Annotated in this window: 26 protein-coding genes and 2 other annotated features; of the genes, 3 read left to right on the top strand and 23 right to left on the bottom strand. The window is 39.3% G+C overall.

The features are described from left to right. Position 1: 1 nt before the first annotated feature. From rpoB to TY13_RS17130, 21 genes are all read right to left on the bottom strand, one after another. Positions 2–3,556, bottom strand: a complete 3,555-nt coding sequence (rpoB, locus tag TY13_RS17225; RefSeq protein ID WP_042478608.1) for a DNA-directed RNA polymerase subunit beta — start codon at positions 3,554–3,556, stop codon at positions 2–4. A gap of 591 nt (positions 3,557–4,147) precedes the next feature. Next, positions 4,148–4,750, bottom strand: a complete 603-nt coding sequence (locus tag TY13_RS17220; RefSeq protein WP_042478605.1) for a class I SAM-dependent methyltransferase — start codon at positions 4,748–4,750, stop codon at positions 4,148–4,150. 90 nt (positions 4,751–4,840) lie between these two features. Then, the gene (gene rplL, locus TY13_RS17215) at positions 4,841–5,203 is read right to left on the bottom strand and encodes a 50S ribosomal protein L7/L12 (RefSeq protein WP_042478603.1); all 363 of its coding nucleotides are present in this window, start codon (positions 5,201–5,203) and stop codon (positions 4,841–4,843) included. A 76-nt stretch (positions 5,204–5,279) separates the two neighbouring features. After that, positions 5,280–5,780, bottom strand: a complete 501-nt coding sequence (rplJ, locus tag TY13_RS17210; protein ID WP_042478601.1) for a 50S ribosomal protein L10 — start codon at positions 5,778–5,780, stop codon at positions 5,280–5,282. Between the two features lie 34 nt (positions 5,781–5,814). Then, positions 5,815–5,959: a sequence feature (ribosomal protein L10 leader region), on the bottom strand. A gap of 49 nt (positions 5,960–6,008) precedes the next feature. Beyond that, entirely contained in the window at positions 6,009–6,707 is a 699-nt protein-coding gene (rplA, locus tag TY13_RS17205) for a 50S ribosomal protein L1 (protein WP_042478599.1), read from the bottom strand. Positions 6,708–6,824: 117 nt separating this feature from the next. Then, positions 6,825–7,250, bottom strand: a complete 426-nt coding sequence (gene rplK, locus TY13_RS17200; RefSeq protein ID WP_042478596.1) for a 50S ribosomal protein L11 — start codon at positions 7,248–7,250, stop codon at positions 6,825–6,827. Positions 7,251–7,589: 339 nt separating this feature from the next. Beyond that, a complete protein-coding gene (nusG, locus tag TY13_RS17195) occupies positions 7,590–8,129 on the bottom strand; it encodes a transcription termination/antitermination protein NusG (protein ID WP_042478594.1) in 540 nt (179 codons plus the stop codon). 113 nt (positions 8,130–8,242) lie between these two features. Next, the gene (gene secE, locus TY13_RS17190) at positions 8,243–8,428 is read right to left on the bottom strand and encodes a preprotein translocase subunit SecE (protein ID WP_042478592.1); all 186 of its coding nucleotides are present in this window, start codon (positions 8,426–8,428) and stop codon (positions 8,243–8,245) included. A 32-nt stretch (positions 8,429–8,460) separates the two neighbouring features. Beyond that, the gene (gene rpmG, locus TY13_RS20330; RefSeq protein ID WP_074432980.1) at positions 8,461–8,607 is read right to left on the bottom strand and encodes a 50S ribosomal protein L33; all 147 of its coding nucleotides are present in this window, start codon (positions 8,605–8,607) and stop codon (positions 8,461–8,463) included. A 74-nt stretch (positions 8,608–8,681) separates the two neighbouring features. Next, entirely contained in the window at positions 8,682–9,311 is a 630-nt protein-coding gene (sigH, locus tag TY13_RS17185) for an RNA polymerase sporulation sigma factor SigH (RefSeq protein WP_154661634.1), read from the bottom strand. A 120-nt stretch (positions 9,312–9,431) separates the two neighbouring features. Next, positions 9,432–9,944: an NYN domain-containing protein gene (locus TY13_RS17180; RefSeq protein ID WP_042478588.1), complete on the bottom strand. Its 513-nt coding sequence runs from the start codon at positions 9,942–9,944 to the stop codon at positions 9,432–9,434. A gap of 1 nt (position 9,945) precedes the next feature. After that, a complete protein-coding gene (rlmB, locus tag TY13_RS17175) occupies positions 9,946–10,692 on the bottom strand; it encodes a 23S rRNA (guanosine(2251)-2'-O)-methyltransferase RlmB (RefSeq protein WP_042478587.1) in 747 nt (248 codons plus the stop codon). Further along, complete coding sequence (locus tag TY13_RS17170) at positions 10,693–11,109, bottom strand: Mini-ribonuclease 3 (protein ID WP_042478585.1); 417 nt, start codon at positions 11,107–11,109, stop codon at positions 10,693–10,695. Positions 11,110–11,113: 4 nt separating this feature from the next. After that, the gene (gene cysS, locus TY13_RS17165; protein ID WP_042478584.1) at positions 11,114–12,514 is read right to left on the bottom strand and encodes a cysteine--tRNA ligase; all 1,401 of its coding nucleotides are present in this window, start codon (positions 12,512–12,514) and stop codon (positions 11,114–11,116) included. Positions 12,515–12,644: 130 nt separating this feature from the next. After that, positions 12,645–12,873: a binding site (T-box leader), on the bottom strand. 46 nt (positions 12,874–12,919) lie between these two features. After that, positions 12,920–14,380: a glutamate--tRNA ligase gene (gene gltX / locus TY13_RS17160; RefSeq protein ID WP_042478582.1), complete on the bottom strand. Its 1,461-nt coding sequence runs from the start codon at positions 14,378–14,380 to the stop codon at positions 12,920–12,922. A gap of 244 nt (positions 14,381–14,624) precedes the next feature. Further along, a complete protein-coding gene (gene ispF, locus TY13_RS17155) occupies positions 14,625–15,101 on the bottom strand; it encodes a 2-C-methyl-D-erythritol 2,4-cyclodiphosphate synthase (protein WP_042478580.1) in 477 nt (158 codons plus the stop codon). A 177-nt stretch (positions 15,102–15,278) separates the two neighbouring features. Further along, positions 15,279–16,220 (bottom strand): serine O-acetyltransferase EpsC, encoded by a 942-nt coding sequence (gene epsC / locus TY13_RS17150; protein ID WP_042478578.1) that lies wholly within the window; start codon positions 16,218–16,220, stop codon positions 15,279–15,281. A 358-nt stretch (positions 16,221–16,578) separates the two neighbouring features. Then, positions 16,579–17,589, bottom strand: coding sequence for a FecCD family ABC transporter permease (locus TY13_RS17145; RefSeq protein ID WP_042478576.1), 1,011 nt, complete (start codon positions 17,587–17,589; stop codon positions 16,579–16,581). Beyond that, positions 17,582–18,583: a FecCD family ABC transporter permease gene (locus tag TY13_RS17140; protein WP_042478574.1), complete on the bottom strand. Its 1,002-nt coding sequence runs from the start codon at positions 18,581–18,583 to the stop codon at positions 17,582–17,584. The genes TY13_RS17145 and TY13_RS17140 overlap by 8 nt, the downstream gene beginning before the upstream one ends. A gap of 25 nt (positions 18,584–18,608) precedes the next feature. Next, positions 18,609–19,520, bottom strand: a complete 912-nt coding sequence (locus TY13_RS17135; protein WP_042478572.1) for an iron-hydroxamate ABC transporter substrate-binding protein — start codon at positions 19,518–19,520, stop codon at positions 18,609–18,611. A gap of 14 nt (positions 19,521–19,534) precedes the next feature. Continuing rightward, on the bottom strand, positions 19,535–20,323 hold the full coding sequence (locus TY13_RS17130) for an ABC transporter ATP-binding protein (protein WP_042478570.1): 789 nt from the start codon (positions 20,321–20,323) through the stop codon (positions 19,535–19,537). 137 nt (positions 20,324–20,460) lie between these two features. Between TY13_RS17130 and TY13_RS17125 the strand changes: the two genes are divergently transcribed. Beyond that, positions 20,461–21,513 carry an NAD(P)/FAD-dependent oxidoreductase gene (locus TY13_RS17125; protein ID WP_042478569.1) on the top strand — a complete coding sequence of 351 codons (1,053 nt, stop codon included), beginning with the start codon at positions 20,461–20,463 and terminating at the stop codon, positions 21,511–21,513. Between the two features lie 50 nt (positions 21,514–21,563). On the opposite strand, the gene ispD is transcribed toward TY13_RS17125, so the two are convergent. Beyond that, complete coding sequence (ispD, locus tag TY13_RS17120) at positions 21,564–22,253, bottom strand: 2-C-methyl-D-erythritol 4-phosphate cytidylyltransferase (RefSeq protein WP_042478568.1); 690 nt, start codon at positions 22,251–22,253, stop codon at positions 21,564–21,566. 11 nt (positions 22,254–22,264) lie between these two features. Next, on the bottom strand, positions 22,265–23,335 hold the full coding sequence (locus TY13_RS17115) for a PIN/TRAM domain-containing protein (protein WP_042478567.1): 1,071 nt from the start codon (positions 23,333–23,335) through the stop codon (positions 22,265–22,267). Positions 23,336–23,440: 105 nt separating this feature from the next. Here TY13_RS17115 and TY13_RS21075 point away from each other — a divergent pair, with 105 nt between their 5' ends. Both TY13_RS21075 and TY13_RS21160 read left to right on the top strand, forming a co-directional pair. Continuing rightward, positions 23,441–23,629 (top strand): helix-turn-helix transcriptional regulator, encoded by a 189-nt coding sequence (locus TY13_RS21075; protein ID WP_230199472.1) that lies wholly within the window; start codon positions 23,441–23,443, stop codon positions 23,627–23,629. Beyond that, positions 23,619–23,750, top strand: coding sequence for a hypothetical protein (locus TY13_RS21160; protein ID WP_268258015.1), 132 nt, complete (start codon positions 23,619–23,621; stop codon positions 23,748–23,750). The genes TY13_RS21075 and TY13_RS21160 overlap by 11 nt, the downstream gene beginning before the upstream one ends. Positions 23,751–23,786: the final 36 nt, after the last annotated feature.

The following is a 23,786-nucleotide window of genomic DNA, read 5'->3' as shown; positions in this document are numbered from 1 at the left end:
ATTATTCCACTGTTTCTACTGCATCGTCTTCTTCATCCGTTGGTACAATGTTTAATGCATCAGCTGGCTGAAGATCGTCTTCTTCATCAAGATCGCGAAGCTCTACTTCTTCATCGTTGATTGTTAGCATTTTTACATCCATACCTAAAGATTGAAGCTCTTTAATTAATACTTTAAATGACTCAGGAACACCTGGCTCCGGTACACTTTCACCTTTAACGATAGCTTCGTATGTTTTCACACGACCTACAACGTCATCTGATTTAACAGTTAAAATTTCTTGTAATGTGTACGCAGCACCATATGCTTCAAGTGCCCAAACTTCCATCTCACCAAAGCGCTGACCACCGAATTGTGCTTTACCACCAAGCGGTTGTTGCGTTACAAGTGAGTATGGTCCTGTTGAACGTGCATGTAGCTTATCATCAACCATGTGTGCAAGTTTAATCATATACATGATACCTACTGATACACGGTTATCAAATGGCTCACCTGAACGTCCATCATATAAAATCGTTTTACCATCACGGTCCATACCCGCTTCTTCCATCGTTTCCCAAACGTCTTCTTCATTAGCACCGTCAAATACTGGTGTTGCCATATGAATACCTAAGTAACGTGAAGCCATACCTAAATGTAGCTCTAGCACTTGTCCGATATTCATACGTGAAGGTACGCCAAGTGGGTTTAACATGATGTCAACAGGTGTACCGTCTGGCATAAACGGCATATCTTCCTCTGGTAAGATACGTGAAATTACACCTTTGTTACCGTGACGTCCGGCCATTTTGTCCCCAACGCGGATTTTACGTTTTTGAACAATATACGCACGAACTAATTGGTTTACACCTGGTGGTAATTCATCACCATCTTCACGGTTGAAGACTTTAACGTCAAGTACAATACCACCAGCTCCGTGTGGTACACGTAGAGACGTGTCACGAACCTCACGTGCTTTTTCACCAAAGATTGCATGTAATAAGCGTTCTTCTGCAGTTAATTCAGTAACCCCTTTAGGCGTTACTTTACCTACAAGAATATCGCCATCGCGCACTTCTGCACCGATACGAATAATACCACGCTCATCTAAATTACGTAACGCGTCTTCCCCAACGTTTGGAATATCACGTGTAATTTCTTCAGGTCCAAGCTTTGTATCACGAGACTCTGATTCATATTCTTCAATATGCACGGAAGTGTATACATCGTCTTTTACTAGACGTTCACTCATAATAACAGCATCTTCATAGTTGAAACCATCCCATGTCATGAAGGCTACTAATACGTTGCGCCCAAGCGCTAACTCGCCTCTTTCCATAGAAGGACCATCTGCCAAAATATCTTTTGGCTTCACACGGTCGCCAACTTTTACGATTGGACGCTGGTTATATGATGTACCTTGGTTAGAACGAACAAATTTTTGAACTTTATACTTCGTTAAATCGCCTTTAACTTCTTTACCGTCAATTGTTTCAATACGACGTACGTGAATTGAACGTGCTTCGACGTGCTCAACAATACCATCGTACTTAGCTACAACAGCAGCACCTGAGTCACGCGCATCAACATGCTCCATACCAGTACCTACGAAAGGCGCCTCTGGATTTAATAATGGAACAGCTTGACGTTGCATGTTTGCGCCCATTAATGCACGGTTCGAGTCATCGTTCTCTAAGAAAGGAATACATGCTGTCGCAACAGACACTACCTGTCTTGGTGATACGTCCATATAGTCAATTTTGTCTTTTTTGAATACCGTGTTATCGCCTCGGAAGCGTCCTACGATTTCATCTTTTGCAAATGTACCATCTTCATTTAAGATTGAGTTAGCTTGTGCTACTACGTAGTTATCTTCTTCATCAGCTGTTAAGTAATCGATTTGCTCTGTTACTTGACCAGTATCAGGATCTACACGGCGATATGGTGTTTCGATAAAGCCGAATTTATTAATTTTCGCAAATGATGAAAGCGAGTTAATTAAACCAATGTTTGGACCCTCTGGCGTTTCAATTGGACACATACGACCGTAGTGAGAATAGTGAACGTCACGCACTTCCATACCAGCACGCTCACGTGTTAAACCACCTGGTCCTAATGCTGATAAACGGCGCTTGTTCGTTAATTCTGCAAGCGGATTTGTTTGATCCATGAATTGCGATAATTGAGAGCTACCAAAGAACTCTTTAATAGATGCAATTACCGGACGAATATTGATTAATTGCTGTGGTACGATTGACGCTGTGTCGTTAATTGACATACGTTCACGTACAACACGCTCCATACGAGATAAACCGATACGGAATTGGTTTTGTAATAACTCACCAACTGAACGGATACGACGGTTTCCTAAATGGTCGATATCGTCTGTATTACCAACGCCATAAAGTAAATTGAAGAAATAAGAAACTGAAGCTAAAATATCAGCCGGAACGATGTTTTTCACTTCTTCATCAATATAAGCATTTGAAATAACGTTGATTTCTTTTTGTGCTTCATCGTTTGGCGCATAAATTTTGATAGTTTGAATTGTAATATCGTCCTCTAACACACCACCAACTTGTGATAACTTGCGGAAGCCGATGCCGTTTTCTAAATAAGGAATTATCTTATCTAGTGTGCGTCGGTCAAGGACAGTACCTTTTTCAACTAAAATTTCGCCTGTTTCTGGGTCAGCTAATGTTTCTGCAATCGTTTGGTTAAATAAACGATTTTTAATATGCAGCTTTTTATTCATTTTATAGCGACCAACATTCGCTAAATCATAGCGTTTTGCATCGAAGAAGCGTGAATATAATAAGCTTTTTGCACTTTCTACTGTAGGTGGCTCACCTGGACGTAGACGCTCATAAATTTCAAGAAGCGCTTTTTCTGTGCTTTCTGTGTTATCTTTTTCTAACGTATTACGTAAATATTCATTATCACCGATAATATCGATAATTTCTTGATCTGAACCAAAACCTAATGCACGCAGTAAAACTGTAACCGGAAGTTTACGTGTACGGTCGATACGAACGTAAATAACGTCTTTTGCGTCCGTTTCATATTCAAGCCACGCACCACGGTTTGGAATAACTGTTGCACCAAAGCCTTTTTTACCGTTTTTGTCCGTTTTATCATGGAAGTAAACACTTGGTGAACGGACTAACTGTGAAACGATAACGCGCTCGGCACCATTAATAATAAACGTGCCTGTTTCCGTCATTAAAGGGAAATCCCCCATAAAGACATCTTGCTCTTTTACTTCGTCTGTTTCCTTGTTGTGCAAACGTACTTTTACACGCAATGGTGCGGCGTACGTTACGTCACGTTCTTTACACTCATCCACATCATACTTTGGTTCCCCTAAAGCATAATCGACGAATTCAAGTGAAAGATTACCTGTAAAATCTTCGATTGGAGAAATGTCGTGGAACATTTCACGCAATCCTTCTGCAAAGAACCACTCATAAGATGCTGTTTGAATCTCGATTAAATTCGGAAGCTCAAGCACCTCTTTAATACGCGCAAAACTTCTGCGCTGGCGGTGTCGTCCGTACTGAACTAGTTGACCTGTCAACTCATTCACCCCTCAATAAAGCGATAATAGGTCTTTGCAAAACCATACAAATGGTGTATGATTTCGAAAGACAAAAAGAAAACGAGTCTTTATTAAAAGCTCATTTTCGGTTAAAATCAATTACGCCCCGGCGTAATTGTATACAGATTTTTTCGAGTGAGCTTATAAAACTCTCCTAAAAAACCTGTGACATTTGCCAGAGGCTTTATCTTAATTCAACGAAAGTTGGAACTCTCGCTGAAAAAAAGCAAACTAAGCACTTATCTCGCCACCTTAGAGGTAGGAGTCTTCTGTATCTGTACCTGACGCGTTGCTTTCGGTACAAAAAACAGTTGCTGCGTTGTTGCTGACGCTCTGCTTTTGCAACAGAAAGCGCATGTGCTAACACTTTGATACAAAAAATTCTTGTAAAACACACCCTACTTAAAATTAAAATTACACAAAAGGGCATACTTCCTCAAAATAATAATTTTGCATTTTATTATATTATCACAGTCAATTTGTCAAGTCAATATTTTAGAGTAGATTGACTTCTTTTTATTTGACAGAAATATAATTCACCCACCAAATAGGTTTACATTTTACTGTGAACTATTTTTTCGCGCGCACAATCCAGTATCCTTTTTTCTTCTCAACAACTTCTACTTCAACAAACTTCTCTTCTAAATGACTAACTGTCGATGGAGCGCCCTGCTTCTTTTGAATAACAACCCACAGCTCACCACCAGCTACCAGCATATTATATGCCTCGTCATAAAACTTAAAAATCGTTTCCTTACCGGCACGAATGGGAGGATTGGTTAAAATAGCCGCAACTTCCGTTTGGGGCGCTACGTTTGCTAGTCCATCACTTTCGATAATTTGTACATTTTGAATCCCGTTCACTTCTGCATTTTTTTGCGCTAATGCTACCGCACGTGAATTAATATCCACCATGTAAATAAAGCGATCTTGATGCACCTTCGCTAACGCCAAGCCAATCGGTCCATATCCACACCCAATGTCCATGACCGCCCCTTTAACCGCAGGCATTTCAAATGTGTCAATTAATACACGGGAGCCAAAATCTACTTCACTTTTACTAAAAACACCCGCATCCGTTTCAAATGTAAACTCCGAACCAAGCAATGTGAACTTCCATCTACGCGGCTTACTTTCAACTTGCGGCTTATTAGAATAATAGTGCTCTGACACCTAGTAGCGCCTCCTTACTAAAAAGAATTAGGTAAAAAAACAAGCCCGTCATATGACGAGCTTGTCTATTTAATAGATGCTAGCAAGAAATTACTTAACTTCTACAGAAGCGCCAACTTCTTCAAGTTTGCCTTTGATTTCTTCAGCTTCTTCTTTAGAAACGCCTTCTTTAAGAGCTTTAGGAGCGTTGTCTACAACTTCTTTAGCTTCTTTTAAGCCTAAACCAGTGATTTCACGAACCACTTTGATTACTTTGATTTTTTCAGCACCAGCGCTAGCTAATACTACATCAAATTCAGATTTTTCTTCAGCAGCGCCTGCAGCACCACCAGCAACTACAGCTACAGGAGCAGCCGCTGTTACACCGAATTCTTCTTCGATTGCTTTTACTAAATCGTTTAATTCAAGAACTGTCATAGCTTTGATAGCTTCTAAGATTTGCTCATTGTTCATTTTAATTTCCTCCTACATTAGGTTATGTTTTAAGTTTTAGGCAATTAAGCCGATTTTGTGTGAAGAACGGCAGCAATTAAGCTCCTTGCTCTTCTTTTTGGTCTGCAACTGCTTTCGTTGCAAGTGCGAAGTTGCGCATTGGTGCTTGAAGTACAGATAAAAGCATAGAAAGTAGACCTTCGCGCGATGGAAGTTCTGCAAGAGCTTTAACATCTTCAAGTGATGCAACAGTACCCTCGATAATACCTGCTTTAATTTCTAACGCTTCGTTCTTTTTAGCGAATTCGTTAATAATTTTAGCTGGTGCTACAACATCTTCATTTGAGAATGCGATAGCGTTTGGACCTGTTAAGTGTTCATTAATTCCTGCAACGTTTGCAACCTCAGCAGCACGACGAGTTAAAGTGTTTTTGTATACTTTGAACTCTACGCCAGCTTCACGAAGTTGTTTACGAAGTTCTGTTACTTGACCAACAGTAAGACCGCGATAGTCAACTACTACTACAGATGCAGCAGCTTGGAACTTGTCAGCGATTTCTTGTACTTGAACTTTTTTAGCTTCAACAGCTTTGCTCATTTGATGACACCTCCTATTAGAATGAGTCATTTATACCGACAAAAGAAAGCCTCTATATCTAAATAGACATAGAGGCAGAAAGTCATCATCTTAAAAAGATTCCGAATTCCGTTGTCCTCGGTAGGAATATTAAGCGCATAAAGCCCCCCTACTGTCTACGGTACAAATGGATAATTCACAACAGAAACCATATTAGCAAATGGTTGGTTTGTTGTCAACTGTTTTTTATTATTTAACTACTACGTTAGCTGCATCAATTTTAACAGCAGGACCCATTGTAGTTGTTACGTTTACAGATTTCATGTAAGTACCTTTAGCTGCAGCAGGTTTTGCTTTTTGAACTACATCAAATACAGCTAAGAAGTTTTCTACTAATTTGCCTGTTTCGAAAGAAGCTTTACCGATAGGAGCGTGGATAATACCATCTTTCGCTGCACGGTATTCTACTTTACCAGCTTTAATTTCTTCGATAGCTTTTGTTACGTCGAAAGTAACTGTACCTGTTTTTGGGTTTGGCATTAAGCCTTTTGGACCTAATACACGACCAAGTTTACCAACTTCACCCATCATATCTGGAGTAGCTACGATTACATCGAAGTCGAACCAGCCTTGTTGGATTTTTTGGATATATTCAGCATCACCTACATAGTCTGCACCAGCAGCTTCAGCTTCTTTAAGTTTTTCACCTTTAGCGAAAACTAATACGCGTTGAGTTTTACCAGTACCGTGTGGAAGTACTACTGCACCACGGATTTGTTGGTCGTTTTTACGAGTGTCGATTCCTAGACGGAACGCTACCTCCACAGTTGCATCGAAGTTTACAGTGCTAGTTTTTTGAGCTAGCGCGATTGCTTCTTCTACAGAATATAATTGTGTACGGTCGATTAATTTAGCTGCATCTTGCAGTTTTTTACCTTTTTTAGCCATTATAATTTCCTCCTTGATTGTGGTTATAGCGGAATTTTACCTCCCACGAATAAAGGTTGCGCACTACTTAAGTGCCGCAACCTTCCAAAAACAAATGCATCATCAAGTAAATGGGAATTAGTCTTCGATTACAATACCCATGCTACGTGCAGTACCTTCAACCATTAACATAGCTGCTTCAACTGATGCAGCGTTAAGGTCTGGCATTTTTTGTTCAGCGATTTCGCGAACTTTATCACGTTTAACCGTCGCTACTTTTTTACGGTTTGGTTCACCAGATCCAGATTGGATACCAGCTGCTACTTTAAGTAGAACTGCTGCTGGTGGAGTTTTCGTAATGAAAGTGAATGAACGATCTTCGAATACTGAAATCTCAACAGGGATGATTAAACCTGCTTGATCAGCAGTGCGAGCATTGAACTCCTTACAGAATCCCATGATGTTAACACCTGCTTGACCTAGTGCAGGACCAACCGGTGGAGCTGGGTTAGCTTTACCAGCAGGGATTTGAAGTTTTACAACTTTAATAACTTTTTTAGCCACGAGACACACCTCCTTAAGTCCGTGATGTGGTAATTGGGTTGCCCCTCCCACTCAAATATCTGTCTGTCAGCTAATTTGCCGATAACATTAAAAATCTATCAATTGTCGACTGAAAACAATTTACAGTCTGACCTATGAAATGATATCACTTTTATAGCATATACGCAAGCACAAATAATAATCAAATTCAAATTTATTGTTTTCGAGTTTATTTTGCACCTTAAGCATTACAAATATTTGCACGCATCATGATTTTTACTTTTAATCAATGCATGCTCGAAAAAATCTCATTTATCACACCGTAGCTCAACAGGTGTTTTTACCTAAGCTGAATTAAGACTAAATTTTACGAATTTGTTCGAAGCTAAGCTCCATTATTGTTTCGCGCCCAAACATATCTACGCTAACTTTAACTTTCGATTTTTCAACATCCACTTCTTCTACTCTTCCTTGGAAGTGAGCGAATGGCCCTTCTAACACTTCGACAACCTCGCCAACCTCTAAGGCAACATCACCGATAGCTGTATCTTTCATACCCATTTGAGCAAGTAGACGTTCAGCCTCTTCAGGTAATAATGGCGTCGGCTTTGCTCCACCGCCCGAAGAACCTATAAAGCCTGTCACACCTGGTGTATTACGGACAACATACCAAGAATCATCCGTCATAATGATTTCCACCAACACATAACCAGGGAAAACTTTTCGCATTACCGTGCGCTTTTTACCATCTTCTTTTACATCAACTTCTTCTTGTTCTGGAACGATAACACGGAAAATTTTATCTTGCATTCCCATTGTTTCGACACGTTTTTCTAAATTTGCTTTTACGCGATTTTCATAACCTGAATACGTATGAACTACATACCAATTTTTCTCCATAGTTGCAAGGACTTTTCGTCCGCCCCTCCTTCTTATTTTTACATAATTATTTCGGCAAATGAAAAAACCCGTTATTGCTATGGACGGGCTATTTCATAAATATCAATATTTTTTTACAAACTTAAGAACCAACGGAATAGCTCTGAGACTCCAAGATCAACTACCGAAAAATATAAAGCCATAAAAATAACTGTTACAATAACAACAACTGTGTATTTTGTTAGCTCTTTACTTTTTGGCCAGCTTGTTTTTCTCATTTCTGAGCCTACTTCTTGTAGAAAAGTTGTTACTTTACTCATTCTAGCCTAACCTCCAAAATCAATATTATCTTCTATATTGTCTGTTTATGCATCGTATGTTCATTGCAGTGCGCACAAAATTTCTTGAGCTCTAATCGCTTTGTTGTACCTTCTTTAGCGGGCATTGTATAGTTTCTTGAACCACATTTCCCACAGCTTATAATGACTCTTTTTGCCATCCATATCACCTTTTCGGCATTTTGTCTTTTCAAGACTAACACCTTACAATGATGCTGTCAACAAGCTTCTCGTGTTAACGAATACCCTCAGCTTCTAAATGGCGTTCCAACTTTCGCTTTACTCTTTGCAACGCATTATCAATTGATTTGACATGGCGATTCAACAATTCAGAAATCTCAAAATAGGATCGACCTTCTAAATAAAGTGCAAGTACTTGCTGCTCAAGCTCACTTAATACTTCACTCATTTTTTCTTCTAAGTAGTTGAATTCTTCTCGATTAATCATTGCATGCATCGGATCGTCCGATAGCGGACTAGTAATAATATCCATCAAGGTCCGTTCAGACTCCTCATCATAAATCGGCTTATCTAGCGACACATAGGAATTGAGCGGAATATGTTTTTGTCGTGTGGCAGTTTTAATTGCTGTAATAATTTGTCTCGTAACACATAGCTCAGCGAACGCTCTAAACGAAGCAAGCTTGTCCCCTTTAAAATCACGTATCGCCTTGTACAGACCAATCATACCCTCTTGTATGATATCTTCTTTGTCAGCACCAACAAGAAAATAAGACCTTGCTTTCGCTTTCACAAATAAGCGATATTTTGTTATTAAAAAATCTAGCGCATCTGTATTCCCTAGACGAACTTGTTCTACAAGTTCCTCATCAGAAAGCTCTTCAAATTGCTGTATGGTTGGCATCTTACTACTTTTAAGCAATCGCTTCACCTCAGTCACTTAAGAATCGTTAGCAATAGTATAATTGAACTAGATAGATAATAAAATCTAGAAATTTCTTGCTAAAGCAAAATATCTATCATTCTACTTTAAGCCTCGTCGCCATTTTTCAAAGACAAGCTCCACATCTTTCGATAAAGGAATGCGCGAAGCAGGCTTCTCTACTTGTGTCTTTTTCACTTTTGATGAAATTTTAGTTTTAATAATTTGCATTTCAATTTCCAACTCACGAGCTGATTTGCGCAATGCCCCTTGTCCAAATACTACATTTTGCTCAGTCATATCAGAAGTTGCAACATGAATTTGCACCTTCCTACCCTTTAACTCATTCGTTAACTTCTCTATACGCTCATCAGCTGTTTCATTTTTTCGCGTAAATATTACTTCCAGATCGTGTTTCATATACAATTTTTCAGTACCAGGCACGAGATAAGCATCAAACACAATAATAACCCGCCATCCCATTGCCGCTTTATATTCAGCCAGCAATTCTACTAAACGGTCACGGGCATCTTCTAAACTTTTATCACGTAAAGGGCGTAACTCCACCCAAGCCCCAATCATATTATAGCCGTCTACTAGCAAAATATTTTGCATATCATAAAGCTTGGCGGTTACGATATACTTCGTACATTAACAACGCCGCTGCAACTGATGCATTTAACGAAGTAACATGACCAACCATCGGTAAGTGGTATAAAAAATCACATTTCTCTTTCAGTAGACGGCTCATACCCTTACCTTCACTACCGATAATAATCGCTAATGGCAATGTAGCATCCATTTTCCGATAATCGGCAGAGCCTTTTGCATCGGTACCAGCAATCCATACGCCACGCTCCTTTAGCTCATCTACAGTTTGCGCTAAATTCGTTACCCGTACAACAGGTACATGCTCAATTGCACCAGTTGAAGCTTTTGCAACAACTGCTGTTAAACCAACCGCACGACGCTTCGGAATAATAATACCATGTACACCACTTGCATCCGCCGTACGCATGATAGAGCCCAAGTTATGAGGATCTTCCAGTTCATCCAAAATTAGGAAGAAGGGGTCCTCTTGCTTCGCTTGGGCTGCTGCAAATAAATCTTCCAACTCCGCGTAATTATAGGCAGCAACGGATGCGACAATCCCTTGATGGTTTGCATCTGATAGTTGATCCACTTTTTTCTTTGGTACAAACTGCACCAAAACACCGCGTTCTCGTGCCAAATCTAGCAGCTCTTGAATGCCTGCTTTTTTTACACCTTCTGCAATCCATAGTTTGTTCATTTCGCGACCTGAGCGTAACGCCTCTAGCACTGGATTTTTTCCTGCAATCATTTCACCTGTTTGCTCCGCCATCTATGACACTCCCTTCGATTGTTCCACGATTGTAATCGCATAATCAATTATTTCATATACACGCTCTAACTGCCCTAGTAAATATAGGCTACCGAGCACCGCTTCAAAGCCTGAACTATTGCGGTATGTTTGCACATCCGTGTTTTTCGGAATTGAGCCCGATTTAGCATTACGGCCTCGTTTAAATACAGCGAGCTCTTCTTCCGTCAAATAGTTTTCCTCTAACAAACGATACATCACCATAGATTGTGCCTTTGCTGATACATACTTTGTTGCCTCACGATGCAGCGTATTTGGCTTTACGCGCCCTATAAGCAGAAGGTGCTCTCGTACCTTCTGCTCAAGCACTGCATCTCCCATATAAGCAAGCGCTAACGCATTCAATTGTTTTACATCTTCTTTTCGAAGCTCCGACATACTATTACCCTCGTTTCCAACGTGTACCTTGACGCGTATCTTCCAATACGATATTTAAGCTTAATAATTGGTCGCGAATTTCATCAGAGCGTGCAAAATCACGATTCTTACGAGCGGTATTACGTTCTTCGATTAACGCTTCTATTTCTTCATCAAGTAGCTCTTCTTCAGCTTTCAACACAATACCTAAAACATCACCAAGCACATTGAATGTTGTTAGGAACTTTTGTAAAACCTCTTGCTCTGTATTACTTTCAGTTGCGTATATATTTGCTAAACGCGCTAACTCAAATAAAGCTGTAATCGCATTTGCAGTATTGAAATCATCATTCATAGCCTCTTCAAATTGCTGTTGGATTGCCGCAATTTGCGTTAGCCATTCTTCCGAGTTATTTACTAAATCAGCAGCAGATACAAGGCGGTGCTCCACATTGCTATACGCTGTACGAATTCGCTCTAAACCTGTACGAGCCGCCTCTACTAAATCTTGCGCAAAGTTAATTGGCTGACGATAGTGTACAGATAGCATAAAGAAGCGCAGCACTTGCGGATCGATTTGTTGGCGAATATCATTCACTAATACAAAATTCCCTAATGATTTCGACATTTTTTCATTATCGATATTAATATAACCATTATGCATCCAATAACGTGCGAAAGTTTTCTCATTATGCGCCTCTGATTGCGCAATTTCATTTTCATGGTGAGGGAATGTTAAATCTTGACCACCTGCATGAATATCAATTGTATCACCTAAATGCTCACGTGCCATAACGGAACACTCAATATGCCAGCCCGGTCGACCATCACCCCATGGACTTGCCCAGAAAATCTCATTTGGCTTCGCTGCTTTCCACAGTGCGAAATCAAGTGGATCTTCTTTCTTTTCTCCCGCTTCGATACGCGCACCGACCTTTAAATCATCAATAGATTGATGAGATAATTTACCATATCCATCGAATTTGCGTGTACGGTAATAAACATCTCCTGCTGATTCATATGCATAGCCTTTATCAATTAACACTTGAATAAATGCGATAATATCATCCATGTGCTCTGTCACACGTGGGTGTGCATCCGCTTTACGGCATCCTAGCGCTGTAATATCGTCAAAATAAGCTCCGATAAAACGTTCCGTTAGCTCAAATACTTCCTCACCTAATTCATTTGCCGCTTTAATAATTTTGTCATCTACATCTGTAAAATTAGACACGAATCTCACTTCGTAGCCTGCATATTGCAAATAGCGACGTACTGTATCATAAACGATAACAGGGCGTGAGTTACCGATATGAATATAGTTATAAACAGTTGGTCCACATACATACATTTTTACTTTACCTTCTTCTAGTGGCACAAATGTTTCTTTTTGACGTGTTAATGAGTTAAAAATTTGAATGCTCATCTTTTTCTCTCCTTTTATTTTTCTTCGTAACCAATAAAACCAAACCTCAACAAGTTGGTTTCTTACTGCGCTTTTGGTACAAATAATTTGCTAAAACAAGATAAAAAAGCGCCTCCGTCACAAAAATTGTGACAGAGACGCATTGTTAGCGTGGTTCCACTCTGCTTGAAAGGGACTAATTAGTCCTCCTTCCGCTCTAAAGTCCTTTTAACGAGGGACGACTTCGGCTCGCCTACTAGATTTCAGCAAAGCGCTCAAAGGTGCATTTCCGTGTTGCCTAGGCTCAGACTACTTTCAGCCGATGGTAGTCTTCTCTTTTAGAGCATGCGCGACGTACTTCTCCTTATCAAAGCTTTCATACTATAGTAGCTTCATTGTACAGAAATTAGTAAAAAAAGCAATCAATTAATTCGCGTATTTTTCTACACGAGCAATAACTTTCTCTTTACCAATTAATGCAATTGCATTTGGGAGCTCTGGGCCATGTGTTTGACCAGTTGTTACTACGCGAATTGGCATGAATAAATTTTTTCCTTTATGTCCCGTTTCTTTTTGTACAGCTTTAATTGCCGCTTTAATTGATTCTGCATCGAACATTTCTAATGCCTCTAGTTGCGCTTTGAACGATGTCATAACTTCTGGCACTTGCTCTCCTGCTAACACTTCTGTAGCCGCTGCATCATAGTCAATATCATCCTTGAAGAACAGCTCAGAAAGCTCAACAATCTCTGCACCAAAGCTCATTTGATCATGGTACAAGCCAATTAGCTCAGAAGCCCAAGCAGCCTGTTCTTCATTTAACTCTATAGGTAAAAGGTTCGCTTTTTGTAAATGTGGCAATGTTAATGTAACAACCTCTTCACGAGATAGCTTTTTAATATATTGATTGTTCATCCAAGTAAGCTTCGTTTTATCAAACATTGAAGGTGATTTAGATAAACGCTTTTCATCAAATAGCTCAATAAATTGCTCCTTCGAGAAAATCTCTTCTTCCCCTTCCGGAGACCAGCCAAGTAGAGCGAAGAAATTGAACATTGCCTCTGGTAAATAACCTAAATCTTTATATTGTGCTACGAATTGAATAATTGTCTCATCACGTTTCGATAGCTTTTTGCGATCTTCATTGACGATCAATGTCATATGCCCATATTGTGGATACTCCCAGCCAAACGCATCAAAAATCATCATTTGCTTCGGTGTATTCGATAAATGCTCTTCGCCACGGAACACGTGTGAAATTTCCATGAAATGATCATCTAATACTACTGCATAGTTATAAGTTGGGATACCGTTAGCTTTTACTAGCACCCAATCACCGATATCTTTTGATTCAAAAATAACCTCACCACGTACTAAGTCTGTAAACTTGTACGTCGTCTCTGCTGGTACACGCATACGAATTGTAAATGCTTCACCTGCAGCCTCTTTTGCTGCTACTTCATCAGCCGTTAAATGACGACATTTGCCATCATAAGTTGGGGCAGCAACACCATTTGCTTTTTGTGCCTCACGTGATGCTTCAAGCTCCTCTGATGTACAGAAGCATTTGTATGCTTTACCTTCTGCTAATAGACGCTCTGCATGCTCTTTATAAATGTCAAGACGCTCCATTTGGCGGTACGGCGCATATGGTCCACCAATATCAATCGACTCATCAGGTATAATACCTAACCAACGTAAGTTATCAAGCTGAGATGCTTCCCCGCCCTCTACATTACGCTCGATATCTGTATCCTCTATACGCACAATAAACTTACCGTCATGATGCTTTGCATATAAATAGTTAAATAATGCCGTACGCGCTCCTCCAATATGTAAAAAACCTGTTGGTGATGGCGCATAACGAACACGAACTTGTTTCGTCATAATAAAAGCCTCCTAAATTTTAAGTCACGAAAAATTTCCGACCGTTTTAACTTTGTCCATTTTACCATTGTCTCTAGGCAAATAAAAGTATAGGGGATTAAAAAATCCCGGATAAAGCTTTTCTACAAATTCCTCTTTTTAAGCATTGTGCGCTAAAAAACGAGGAAATCCTTTTCGGCTAGAAAATAGGATGGCTGACGGGAAATGCAGGTGCTAGCCCGCCTTCTCGTCAGCCTCTTAAATATTATTTTTTAATTAACAAAATCGTCGCTAACGCCGCTATACCCTCTTCACGACCAACGAAGCCTAATTTCTCTGTTGTAGTCGCCTTCACATTCACTTGTGATGGCTCAGCATTTAATAATTCAGCAATTCGATTGCGCATCGGTTCAATATACGGTGCCATTTTCGGGCGTTGCGCCATAATTGTAGCGTCTACATTACCTAGCACATAGCCTTTATCTTCAACAATCTTCCAAATGTATTGTAGTAATTTCGCTGAATCAGCATCCTTCCACTCGGGATCTGTATCTGGGAAATGACGTCCAATATCGCCTTCACCAATTGCACCAAGTGCAGCGTCCGTAATTGTATGTAATAATACGTCTGCATCTGAATGCCCCAAAAGCCCGCGCTCATGTGGAATTTCAATACCGCCCAAAATTAATTTTCGTCCTTCCGCAAATGCATGTACATCATAACCTTGACCTACTCGAAACATATTCATCTTCCTTTAATTATTATTTGTCATTTTTACTTTATTCACTATCATATCAAAATTTATTGTGAAATAGGGAAGTGAGGTGTCTGAAAAATTATTTTGAGACACCTCCATGACATCTTGATGCAATCAATGCAGAAGCACAAATTTCTAACAATTGTTTAATATAGCTTCCCTTTAAATATGATACTCAATGTTTTTCATTTGACTGTTACTAATATTTGGAGATGGCTGCGAATTATAAACACGTGAATATGGTGGTACAGAATGCGTTAACCAAATATTACTCCCCAGCACGGAATCATGCCCAATTGTCGTCTCTCCACCTAAAATCGTTGCACCTGCATAAATTACAACATTGTTTTCAATATTCGGGTGGCGTTTAATACCTTTAATCGGGTTACCATTTGCATCAAGTGGAAAGCTTAGCGCTCCTAGCGTTACACCTTGATAAATTTTCACGTTATTACCAATTGTACACGTTTCTCCAATAACTACACCCGTACCGTGGTCAATAAAGAATGATTCCCCTATGGAAGCTCCTGGATGAATATCGATACCCGTTAAACGATGTGCATACTCTGACATAATGCGCGGCACAATTTGCACACCCATTTCATATAGTTCATGGGCTATACGGTGAATAAACACTGCCACTATCGATGGATAGCTTAGCAAAATTTCTTCTGTAGAAAGAGCTGCCGGGTCTCCATTATAAGCAGCTTGTATATCTGTTTGTAGCATCTTACGAATTGCTGGGAACCTAGCAATTAAATCCATCACAATTTGATCTGCCTGTTCAAGGCAATACGTCCCAGTATTCGATGAGTCGCTATCATCCATATTATAAATCAGCACCTTTTCAATAATATCACGCAAATCCAGCGCTGCCTCACGCAGTTTATTACTACTTACAATATTAATGCGCATCTCATCAATCGGTGGAGTTGTATAAATACCTGGAAATAATACTTCATGGAATTTATCTAAAATTTGATAAATTTTGTCCCGGCCAACAAAGCCAATGGAGTTTTCAATATCAATATACTGCTTATTTATATCATTTAAAGAGCTCGTAATTGCTGGTACCTTTTCATTCAACCATTCATTTAAATTCATAACAACAAAACACCCCTTCAATTTTCTAATTAATCTTATAACAATACTTGTGTTTTTATAAGGTTACAAAAGATTATTGTTGTTTGCAAGAATTCATTTTTACAAAATGAACCTTTAATGTAAAAGGAGGCGAATAGCCTTAAATTTTAAGAAAAATTTACGTAATGACCTACACAAACTGCCGCAAGTATACTACTTTTAACAAATCGAAAAAAGTTATGTACTCATTTAAGGAATATTCACCATCTTTATTATTTATTCAATGAAGGCTCCTACTTTGGCTGTTACATCCAGCATGTTTTTTGTGATTTAAAAATGGTAAAAACCCACCGCATTCATGTGGATTTTTACCATGATGTCAATTAACATTTTTACGTAACAAATATAAAAAATATGGTGCGCCAATAAAGGCGACTACAATACCTGCTGGCACTGTTGCACTTGCAATAGCTACTCTACCAATCGTATCAGCAAGCATTAGTAAGCTTGCACCAATAAACAATGTCAGCGGTAAAAATAATTGATAGCGTGGACCAACTAATTGCTTAGCGATATGTGGGGCCATTAAGCCTACAAAGCCAATTCCCCCTGTTACTGATACCGCAGCAGCAGCCAATGCTACCGCAACAAACAATAGTCGCAAGCGTTCCTTCGTAATATTTATCCCTAAACCAATCGCTGTTTGCTCTGTCATTCCTAACACATTTAATACGTTTGCTTTATAAAAAATAAAAGGAATACCTAACGCAAGCCAAGGCAATAGCGCCCAGAAAAATGGCCAATCAGCTCCCCAAACGCTACCTGCAAGCCACTGCGCAATAAACTGCACATCACTACGCTCAGCTGAGGAAATTAAAAGTAGCATCACGCCAGCCAAAGCATAGGCAAACCCAACACCTACTAAAATAAAGCGAACGGGCTGTATACCTTCACTTCGTTTATAAGCGAAAAAGTAAATGCCAAGCGCTGTTACAATCGCACTTATAAATCCAACAAGCGGGAGTACATATGCAAAATTAGGTAAATCACCATCTACCAATAAGTAAAACAATGTAATACCAACGCCTGCACCTGCATTAATCCCAATGATGCCCGGGTCAGCTAAATCATTCCGTGTTACCCCCTGTAATACTGCACCAGCTAGCGCTAATGCCATACCCGCTGCCGCTAAAACAAACATCCTTGGTAAACGGACAGAAAATAAAACAAAGGATTCTTTAAAGCTACCGTTTCCCATCAAAGTAGGGAGTATACGATCTATCGATACGGAGGATGCTCCTACTGAAATACCCAAAATAAAAATTGATACGGTTAGCAACACCCATGTGAATAACCATTTACGTTGCTTTTTTCTTCCTTGATTAAACAAACTGGCGCCCTCCCTTCCTTACCAGCAGTAAGAAAAATGGAAGACCCAAAATTGAAATAATCGCAATTACTGGTGTTTCATAAGGGGCATTAATCATTCGCCCCGCAAAGTCTGCCGCTACCATAAAGCCACCTCCAATAAGGGCGCTCATTGGTAAAACAAAGCGGTAATCAGTACCTACGATAGCACGAACAATATGCGGCACCATTAAGCCGACAAATGCTAGATTACCTACAAGAGCAACCGCTGAACCTGCAAGAATAACAACTACCAACATCATAATACCTTTAATAATCGTCGTGTTTTGACCTAATCCTACAGCTACCTCTTCATTTAAGCTTAAAATTGTTAACTGGCGACTAAATATAAATGCAGTAATTAACCCTACTACGATAAAAGGGACTATCATTAAGGTCTGCCATGTCGTGCCAACTAAACCACCGCTTGTCCACATCGATACATCTTTCGAAATTTTAAATAATATGCCCGTACCATCTGCTATTGCCTGTAAAAGGGCAGATACCGCTGCACCTGCTAACACAAGCTTTAAGGGCGAAAAGCCGTTCTTCGTAGAAGCCCCAATACTATAAACGAGTAGCATTCCTACTCCTGCACCTATAAAGCAAGCAAAAATAAGCAGGTAAAAAGATGTTTTAGGGATGAATGCCATCGCTAATGCAAGGGCTGCATTCGCTCCTGCTGTTAAACCAAGAAGCCCTGGATCTGCCAATGGGTTTCTCGTCACCCCTTGCATAATAGCTCCAGCAACTGCCAGTGCGCTCCCCACAAAAATTGCAGCTATAATACGGGGAAAACGAATTTCACGCAGTATACTATAATGCTTACCACCGCTTTGACCAATAATTGCTTGATAAACGTCCTGTACGCTCGTATTAGCTGCACCGCAGCAAAGGGAAATTGTCACTATTACAGCTAATAATACGAGTGCGAATACTATCTGAAGCCAAAACGGGATATATCGAAACTTTGTCATTTACCTTCGCTACTCTCATCTAAAATTATTGTAAAAACTTTTCTTCAAAGAATTTTAGCTGGTACTCTAATGTAACAGGATCATTAAAGTAAAATGCATTCGCATTGATTTCGAATAAATGTCCGTTTTTCACTGCTTCTAAATCTTTAAACCATGTCGCATCTTCAAAAGAATTTTCTTGGTCCTGGAACATACTAAAAATGACATAGTCACCCGCATACTCATTTAATACTTCCTGCGAAATCGCAAAATAACCTGGCTGTAAAGCATCCTGTATTACTTTTTCAGGCATTTTCAAGCCCATTTCTTGGTATAAAATTTCCGTCCCACGCCCCCAGTTATTACCATAAACATATAGTTGTTTATTGAACATTTCTGCTACTGTAACTGTTGCATCTTCACCAATTTTTGCTTTAATTCTTACACCAGCCTCTGCTGCACGTGCCTTGAAATCCTCTACCCATTCTGTTGCTTCTTGTTCTTTATTGACAACCTTACCAATCTCAATAAATTGTTGTAAGTAATCAACCTTGCCATAAGTAAATAATACAGTTGGCGCGATTTCTGCTAATTTATCCGCATTTTCAATACCATTTAAACCAATGATTAAATCTGGGTCTAGTTCAATAATTTTTTCAATATCAGTATTTTCAACAACAACTGCATCCTTAACGCCCTTTTGGAAGTTTGGATTGTCCGCAGCCCATGAATCAACACCTACAACATTGATACCTAACTGTAGTAAATGACCTGTAAATGATGATAATACAACTACACGCTTTGGCTCTGCCGGTACTTCAATGGGGCCCGCCTCTGATTGATATGTAATCGTTGCAGCCGATGCTTCCTTTACATCCTTTTTCGATTCTTCTTTATTGCCACAAGCCGCAAGTACTAATGCGACCATCATTAACATTGTTAATAACCTCTTTTTCATTGTTCTATCTCCTTTTACACCGTTTGTAATAGATTATAAGTAATACACATTGGCTTATTTGTTCTAGGGTCTTTGCCAATAACTGCATCAATATTAAATACCTTTTCCAACACTTCTGGAACGATTACTTCCTCAGCAGCTCCAAACTTCACAAGCTCCCCCTTCGATAAAGCAACAATATAATCCGAAAAGCGCGCAGCTTGATTTAAGTCATGTAACACCATAACAATTGTGCGCTCCTCTTCTTTATTCAACTTATCTAGCAACTCTAAAACCTCTAACTGATGTGCCATGTCTAAGTATGTTGTTGGCTCATCTAGAAAAATAATATTGGTTTCTTGTGCTAATGACATGGCAATCCATACACGCTGACGTTGTCCACCTGATAGGGCATCAACGGATTGAAGGCGATAATCCTCTGTTTTGGTAACTTTTAAAGCCCAATCAATCATTGCTTTGTCCTTTTGCGATAAATTTCCAAAGCCTTTTTGATATGGAAATCGGCCATATGACACAAGCTCTTCTACTGTTAGACCATGTGCACTTTCTGGACTTTGTGGTAAAATAGCGAGTTCTTTCGCTAAATCTTTTGTATTCATCTCAGAAATACTTCTACCATCTAAAATAACTCGCCCACTTTCATGCTTCAAAATTCGAGTAATTGCTTTTAAAAGCGTAGATTTACCACAGCCATTCGAGCCGATAATTGTCGTTATTTTTCCATCAGGGATTTGCAGCGATAAATCTTGTACAATCGTTTTATTGTCATAGCCAATACGTAGCGATTCAATTTGTAAACGCAAAGCGTGACCTCTCTTTCCTTTTTTGAAATTCCATGTTATGATTAAATCCAATCGATAATGATAATCGTTATCACTTAGAAAGTCTAATTATCCTTTTACATTTTGTCAAATATTTTTTTAAGGATGTGGTAGTTTAAATGCAAAATATATATGATGTAACAATTATTGGCGGTGGACCTGCGGGTTTGTATAGTACTTTTTATAGTGGGCTCCGTGGCTTGAAAACGAAGCTTATTGAAAGTCAACAAGAGCTTGGGGGAAAGGTACTACTCTATCCCGAAAAGCTTATTTGGGATATTGGTGGTCACCCCCCTGTACTTGGGGCGCAATTTGTTAAACAATTAATTGATCAAGCAAAAACATTTGATCCAACAATTTTAACGGATACGAAGGTTGATTTTATAGAACGAGATGGGGATTTATTCATCGTTCATACTTCAAAGGGAGAGCGTCACTACTCTAAAGCTATTCTTTTAGCAATTGGTGGGGGCATCATTAATCCGCAAAAGCTCACATTAGAAGGGGCAGAAAAATACGAAATGGCCAATTTGCATTATACTGTGCAATCCTATCAGCGTTTCGTTGGTAAAGAAGTGATTATTTCAGGAGGGGGCAATGCGGCTATTGATTGGGCAGTTGAGCTTAGTCAAATCGCCAAAAACATCACTGTAGTGTATAGAAAAGACAATTTATCAGCACATGAGGCAACGATACAAGAAGCCATTAATGCTGGTGTCAAAATCGAATGTAATACTTCAATTACGAAGCTAACTTCCAACGCTGATAAGACAGCTATCCAATATGTAACATGCGAAAATTCAAAAACTCAAGAAAGCTCTATTCGCCATATCGATGAGGTCATTATTAGTCATGGTTATAATCGTGAAGCATCATTAGAATTTGACAAAGCAATAATACTTCCTAAAAAGGATGACTATTATTTTGAAGGAAAGGCTACAGGCGAAACGCCACATCCTGGTATTTTTGCGGCTGGAGATATTTTAGCATTTGAAGGAAAAGTTAACCTTCTTATTGGTACTTTCCAGGATGCAGCAAATGCTGTTAACTCCATTAAAACCTATTTAGAGCCAAGCGCTTATCGTTACGGAATGGTTTCCTCTCATAACGAGCTGTTTAAAGAGAAAAACCGCTCTATTATTAAAAAGCAACTTTTGAAAACAAGTAATTAAAAAAGGGGAATGTCTTTAATATTTTTTCAGACATTCCCCTCTTAATTCAGCTAACCTTGTAAAGCTCGCTTACGCAAAATAGCTTCTCCAAATAGTAAATCCTCTTGCGTTGTCATTTTTAAATTTTCATAGCTACTTTCAACAATATGAACTTCATGACCAAGACGCTCTACTAGCATTGCTTCATCTGTGCCTAAAAACCCTACTTTCTCCGCTACATCTTCTGCCTCTGCTAATAAATCAAAGCGAAATGCTTGAGGTGTTTGAATCATCCATAAACTATCACGCTCTATCGTTTCAGCAATAACCGTACCGCGCACCTTTTTCATCGTATCTTTTGCACGAACCCCAGCAATTGCCGCACCCTTTTCATGCGCTACCTTTGTTAGCTGTGCAATAATTTCTTGGGTAATAAATGGACGAGCAGCATCATGCACAAGAACAATTTCCACCTGCTCCATTGCCTTTAAGCATGAATGGACAGAATGCTGACGCTCCTCACCTCCAGCAGGTAACCCCTTCACTTTCGTTATACCAAAACGCACTAACAACTCTTCAATAAATGCTCGTTCATCAGGCTTCACAGCTAGCCAAATTCCTGTACAATTGCTATCCTGCTCAAACACCTCTAATGTGTGTATTAAAATCGGCTTTTCAAAAAGTGGCAAAAATAATTTGTTTTGCCCTACCCCCATCCGCTTTCCACTACCCGCAGCAGGTAACACTACTTCATATCGCATTTGCTCACTCCCTAACTTTCTTTTGGTTTAGCAAATATCATTCGCCCCGCTGATGTTTGTAACACGCTCGTTACTGTAACCGTAATCGCCTGCCCAATGTAACTGCGACCACCCTCTACAACGATCATCGTACCATCATCTAAATAAGCAACACCTTGATTATGTTCCTTACCATCTTTAATAACGACAACTTGCATATCCTCGCCTGGAATAACAACAGGCTTCACTGCATTTGCTAAATCATTAATATTTAATACCTGTACATTGTGTAGCTCACACACTTTGTTTAAGTTAAAATCATTCGTTAATATTTGTGCATTGCGTTGTTTTGCTAAACGCACCAGTTTCAAATCGACTTCTTGCACGTCCTCAAAATCATCATCTACAATCAACACTTGTGATGCACGCTCATCCTGTAGCCTTTTTAAAATATCTAGACCTCTTCGGCCGCGAGTGCGCTTTAATGTATCTGAAGAGTCTGCAATATGTTGCAATTCAGTTAATACAAACTGCGGCACAACAAGAGCCCCTTCCACAAAGCCTGTCGCAGAAATATCCGCAATGCGCCCATCGATAATAACGCTTGTGTCTAATAATTTCGACATTGCCATATCATCCTGTGTAGCAGCCTTTTTCTTTTGCGTACTGCCTTTAGATGTGAATAGCTGCAACAGCTCTTCTCGCTGTTTGAAGAAAATACGGAAACCTAAGTATCCCAGCGTGATAGAAAAAAGTATTGGTAGCACTTCAGACACACCGGGCAACGAAATGCGCTCAATCGCAAAGCCAATAAAATAGGCCACGATTAAACCAACAATTAAGCCGAATGTTCCAAACAACAAATCACCTACCGGCAATTTGAATAACACTTCCTCCATCCAAACAATTAAGCGAACGCAATAATCGGACAATAAAAATGACAAAACAAATAGTAAACTAGCGCCTAAAATAATCGAAACAATAGGATTGTTAAGCCACGGACTAGAAGATAAATGCATAAACTCATATAATGGCGGTAAAAAAATAAAGCCCAACGTTCCCCCGATTAATAAAAAGGCAATTTGAATAACTCTTTTTAACATCACATCACATCCTTCCCTTGAGCATAATTATACATCGTTCCTCCTATTATTGCGAAGAACAACTAACCATATTTTTTATATCGATAGACGATAGGCGGTGACACAATGGGAAAGTATTCCCCATTAACAGAAGGAATTTATTATATCCTTTTATCCCTATACGAGCCAAGACATGGCTATAGCATTATGCAATTCGTTTCGGAGCTAAGCGACAAACACGTCGAGCTTGGTGTAGAAACTATTTACGGTGCAATTCAAACAATTAGTAAAGAAAAATTGGATTATGTCTTTTGAGGAAGACGAGGAATATGTCATTAAGGATGCAGGCAAAATCGCCATTGAACAGGAAGTTAAACAATTACACAAGCTATACCAAAACGGTTTACTCTTTACGAAAGGGGAAATTGACAAATGAAAAAGAAAGTCTATAAGTAAAAAGTTGTCTGAAGGC

The sequence above is a fragment of the Bacillus ndiopicus genome, assembly GCF_000612805.1.
Lineage (GTDB): Bacteria > Bacillota > Bacilli > Bacillales_A > Planococcaceae > Metasolibacillus > Metasolibacillus ndiopicus.
The sequence above is the reverse complement of the archived record's forward strand: the minus strand, read 5'-3'. Positions and strand labels throughout refer to the sequence as shown.

What these genes read in the sequence shown, in the direction of transcription:
- TY13_RS21075 (WP_230199472.1), top strand. Translation starts at nt 23,441, where the DNA reads ATGGGAAAGTATTCCCCATTAACAGAAGGAATTTATTATATCCTTTTA.
- TY13_RS17125 (WP_042478569.1), top strand. Translation starts at nt 20,461, where the DNA reads ATGCAAAATATATATGATGTAACAATTATTGGCGGTGGACCTGCGGGT.
- rplL (WP_042478603.1), bottom strand. Translation starts at nt 5,203, where the DNA reads ATGAACAATGAGCAAATCTTAGAAGCTATCAAAGCTATGACAGTTCTT.
- TY13_RS17140 (WP_042478574.1), bottom strand. Translation starts at nt 18,583, where the DNA reads ATGACAAAGTTTCGATATATCCCGTTTTGGCTTCAGATAGTATTCGCA.
- gltX (WP_042478582.1), bottom strand. Translation starts at nt 14,380, where the DNA reads ATGACGAAACAAGTTCGTGTTCGTTATGCGCCATCACCAACAGGTTTT.
- ispD (WP_042478568.1), bottom strand. Translation starts at nt 22,253, where the DNA reads ATGCGATATGAAGTAGTGTTACCTGCTGCGGGTAGTGGAAAGCGGATG.
- secE (WP_042478592.1), bottom strand. Translation starts at nt 8,428, where the DNA reads ATGAGTAAAGTAACAACTTTTCTACAAGAAGTAGGCTCAGAAATGAGA.
- sigH (WP_154661634.1), bottom strand. Translation starts at nt 9,311, where the DNA reads ATGCCAACCATACAGCAATTTGAAGAGCTTTCTGATGAGGAACTTGTA.
- nusG (WP_042478594.1), bottom strand. Translation starts at nt 8,129, where the DNA reads ATGGAGAAAAATTGGTATGTAGTTCATACGTATTCAGGTTATGAAAAT.
- rplA (WP_042478599.1), bottom strand. Translation starts at nt 6,707, where the DNA reads ATGGCTAAAAAAGGTAAAAAACTGCAAGATGCAGCTAAATTAATCGAC.
- epsC (WP_042478578.1), bottom strand. Translation starts at nt 16,220, where the DNA reads ATGAATTTAAATGAATGGTTGAATGAAAAGGTACCAGCAATTACGAGC.
- TY13_RS17135 (WP_042478572.1), bottom strand. Translation starts at nt 19,520, where the DNA reads ATGAAAAAGAGGTTATTAACAATGTTAATGATGGTCGCATTAGTACTT.
- TY13_RS21160 (WP_268258015.1), top strand. Translation starts at nt 23,619, where the DNA reads ATGTCTTTTGAGGAAGACGAGGAATATGTCATTAAGGATGCAGGCAAA.
- cysS (WP_042478584.1), bottom strand. Translation starts at nt 12,514, where the DNA reads ATGAGCATTCAAATTTTTAACTCATTAACACGTCAAAAAGAAACATTT.
- rpmG (WP_074432980.1), bottom strand. Translation starts at nt 8,607, where the DNA reads ATGGCAAAAAGAGTCATTATAAGCTGTGGGAAATGTGGTTCAAGAAAC.
- rplJ (WP_042478601.1), bottom strand. Translation starts at nt 5,780, where the DNA reads ATGAGCAAAGCTGTTGAAGCTAAAAAAGTTCAAGTACAAGAAATCGCT.
- TY13_RS17115 (WP_042478567.1), bottom strand. Translation starts at nt 23,335, where the DNA reads ATGTTAAAAAGAGTTATTCAAATTGCCTTTTTATTAATCGGGGGAACG.
- TY13_RS17180 (WP_042478588.1), bottom strand. Translation starts at nt 9,944, where the DNA reads ATGCAAAATATTTTGCTAGTAGACGGCTATAATATGATTGGGGCTTGG.
- rlmB (WP_042478587.1), bottom strand. Translation starts at nt 10,692, where the DNA reads ATGGCGGAGCAAACAGGTGAAATGATTGCAGGAAAAAATCCAGTGCTA.
- ispF (WP_042478580.1), bottom strand. Translation starts at nt 15,101, where the DNA reads ATGTTTCGAGTAGGTCAAGGTTATGATGTACATGCATTTGCGGAAGGA.
- TY13_RS17170 (WP_042478585.1), bottom strand. Translation starts at nt 11,109, where the DNA reads ATGTCGGAGCTTCGAAAAGAAGATGTAAAACAATTGAATGCGTTAGCG.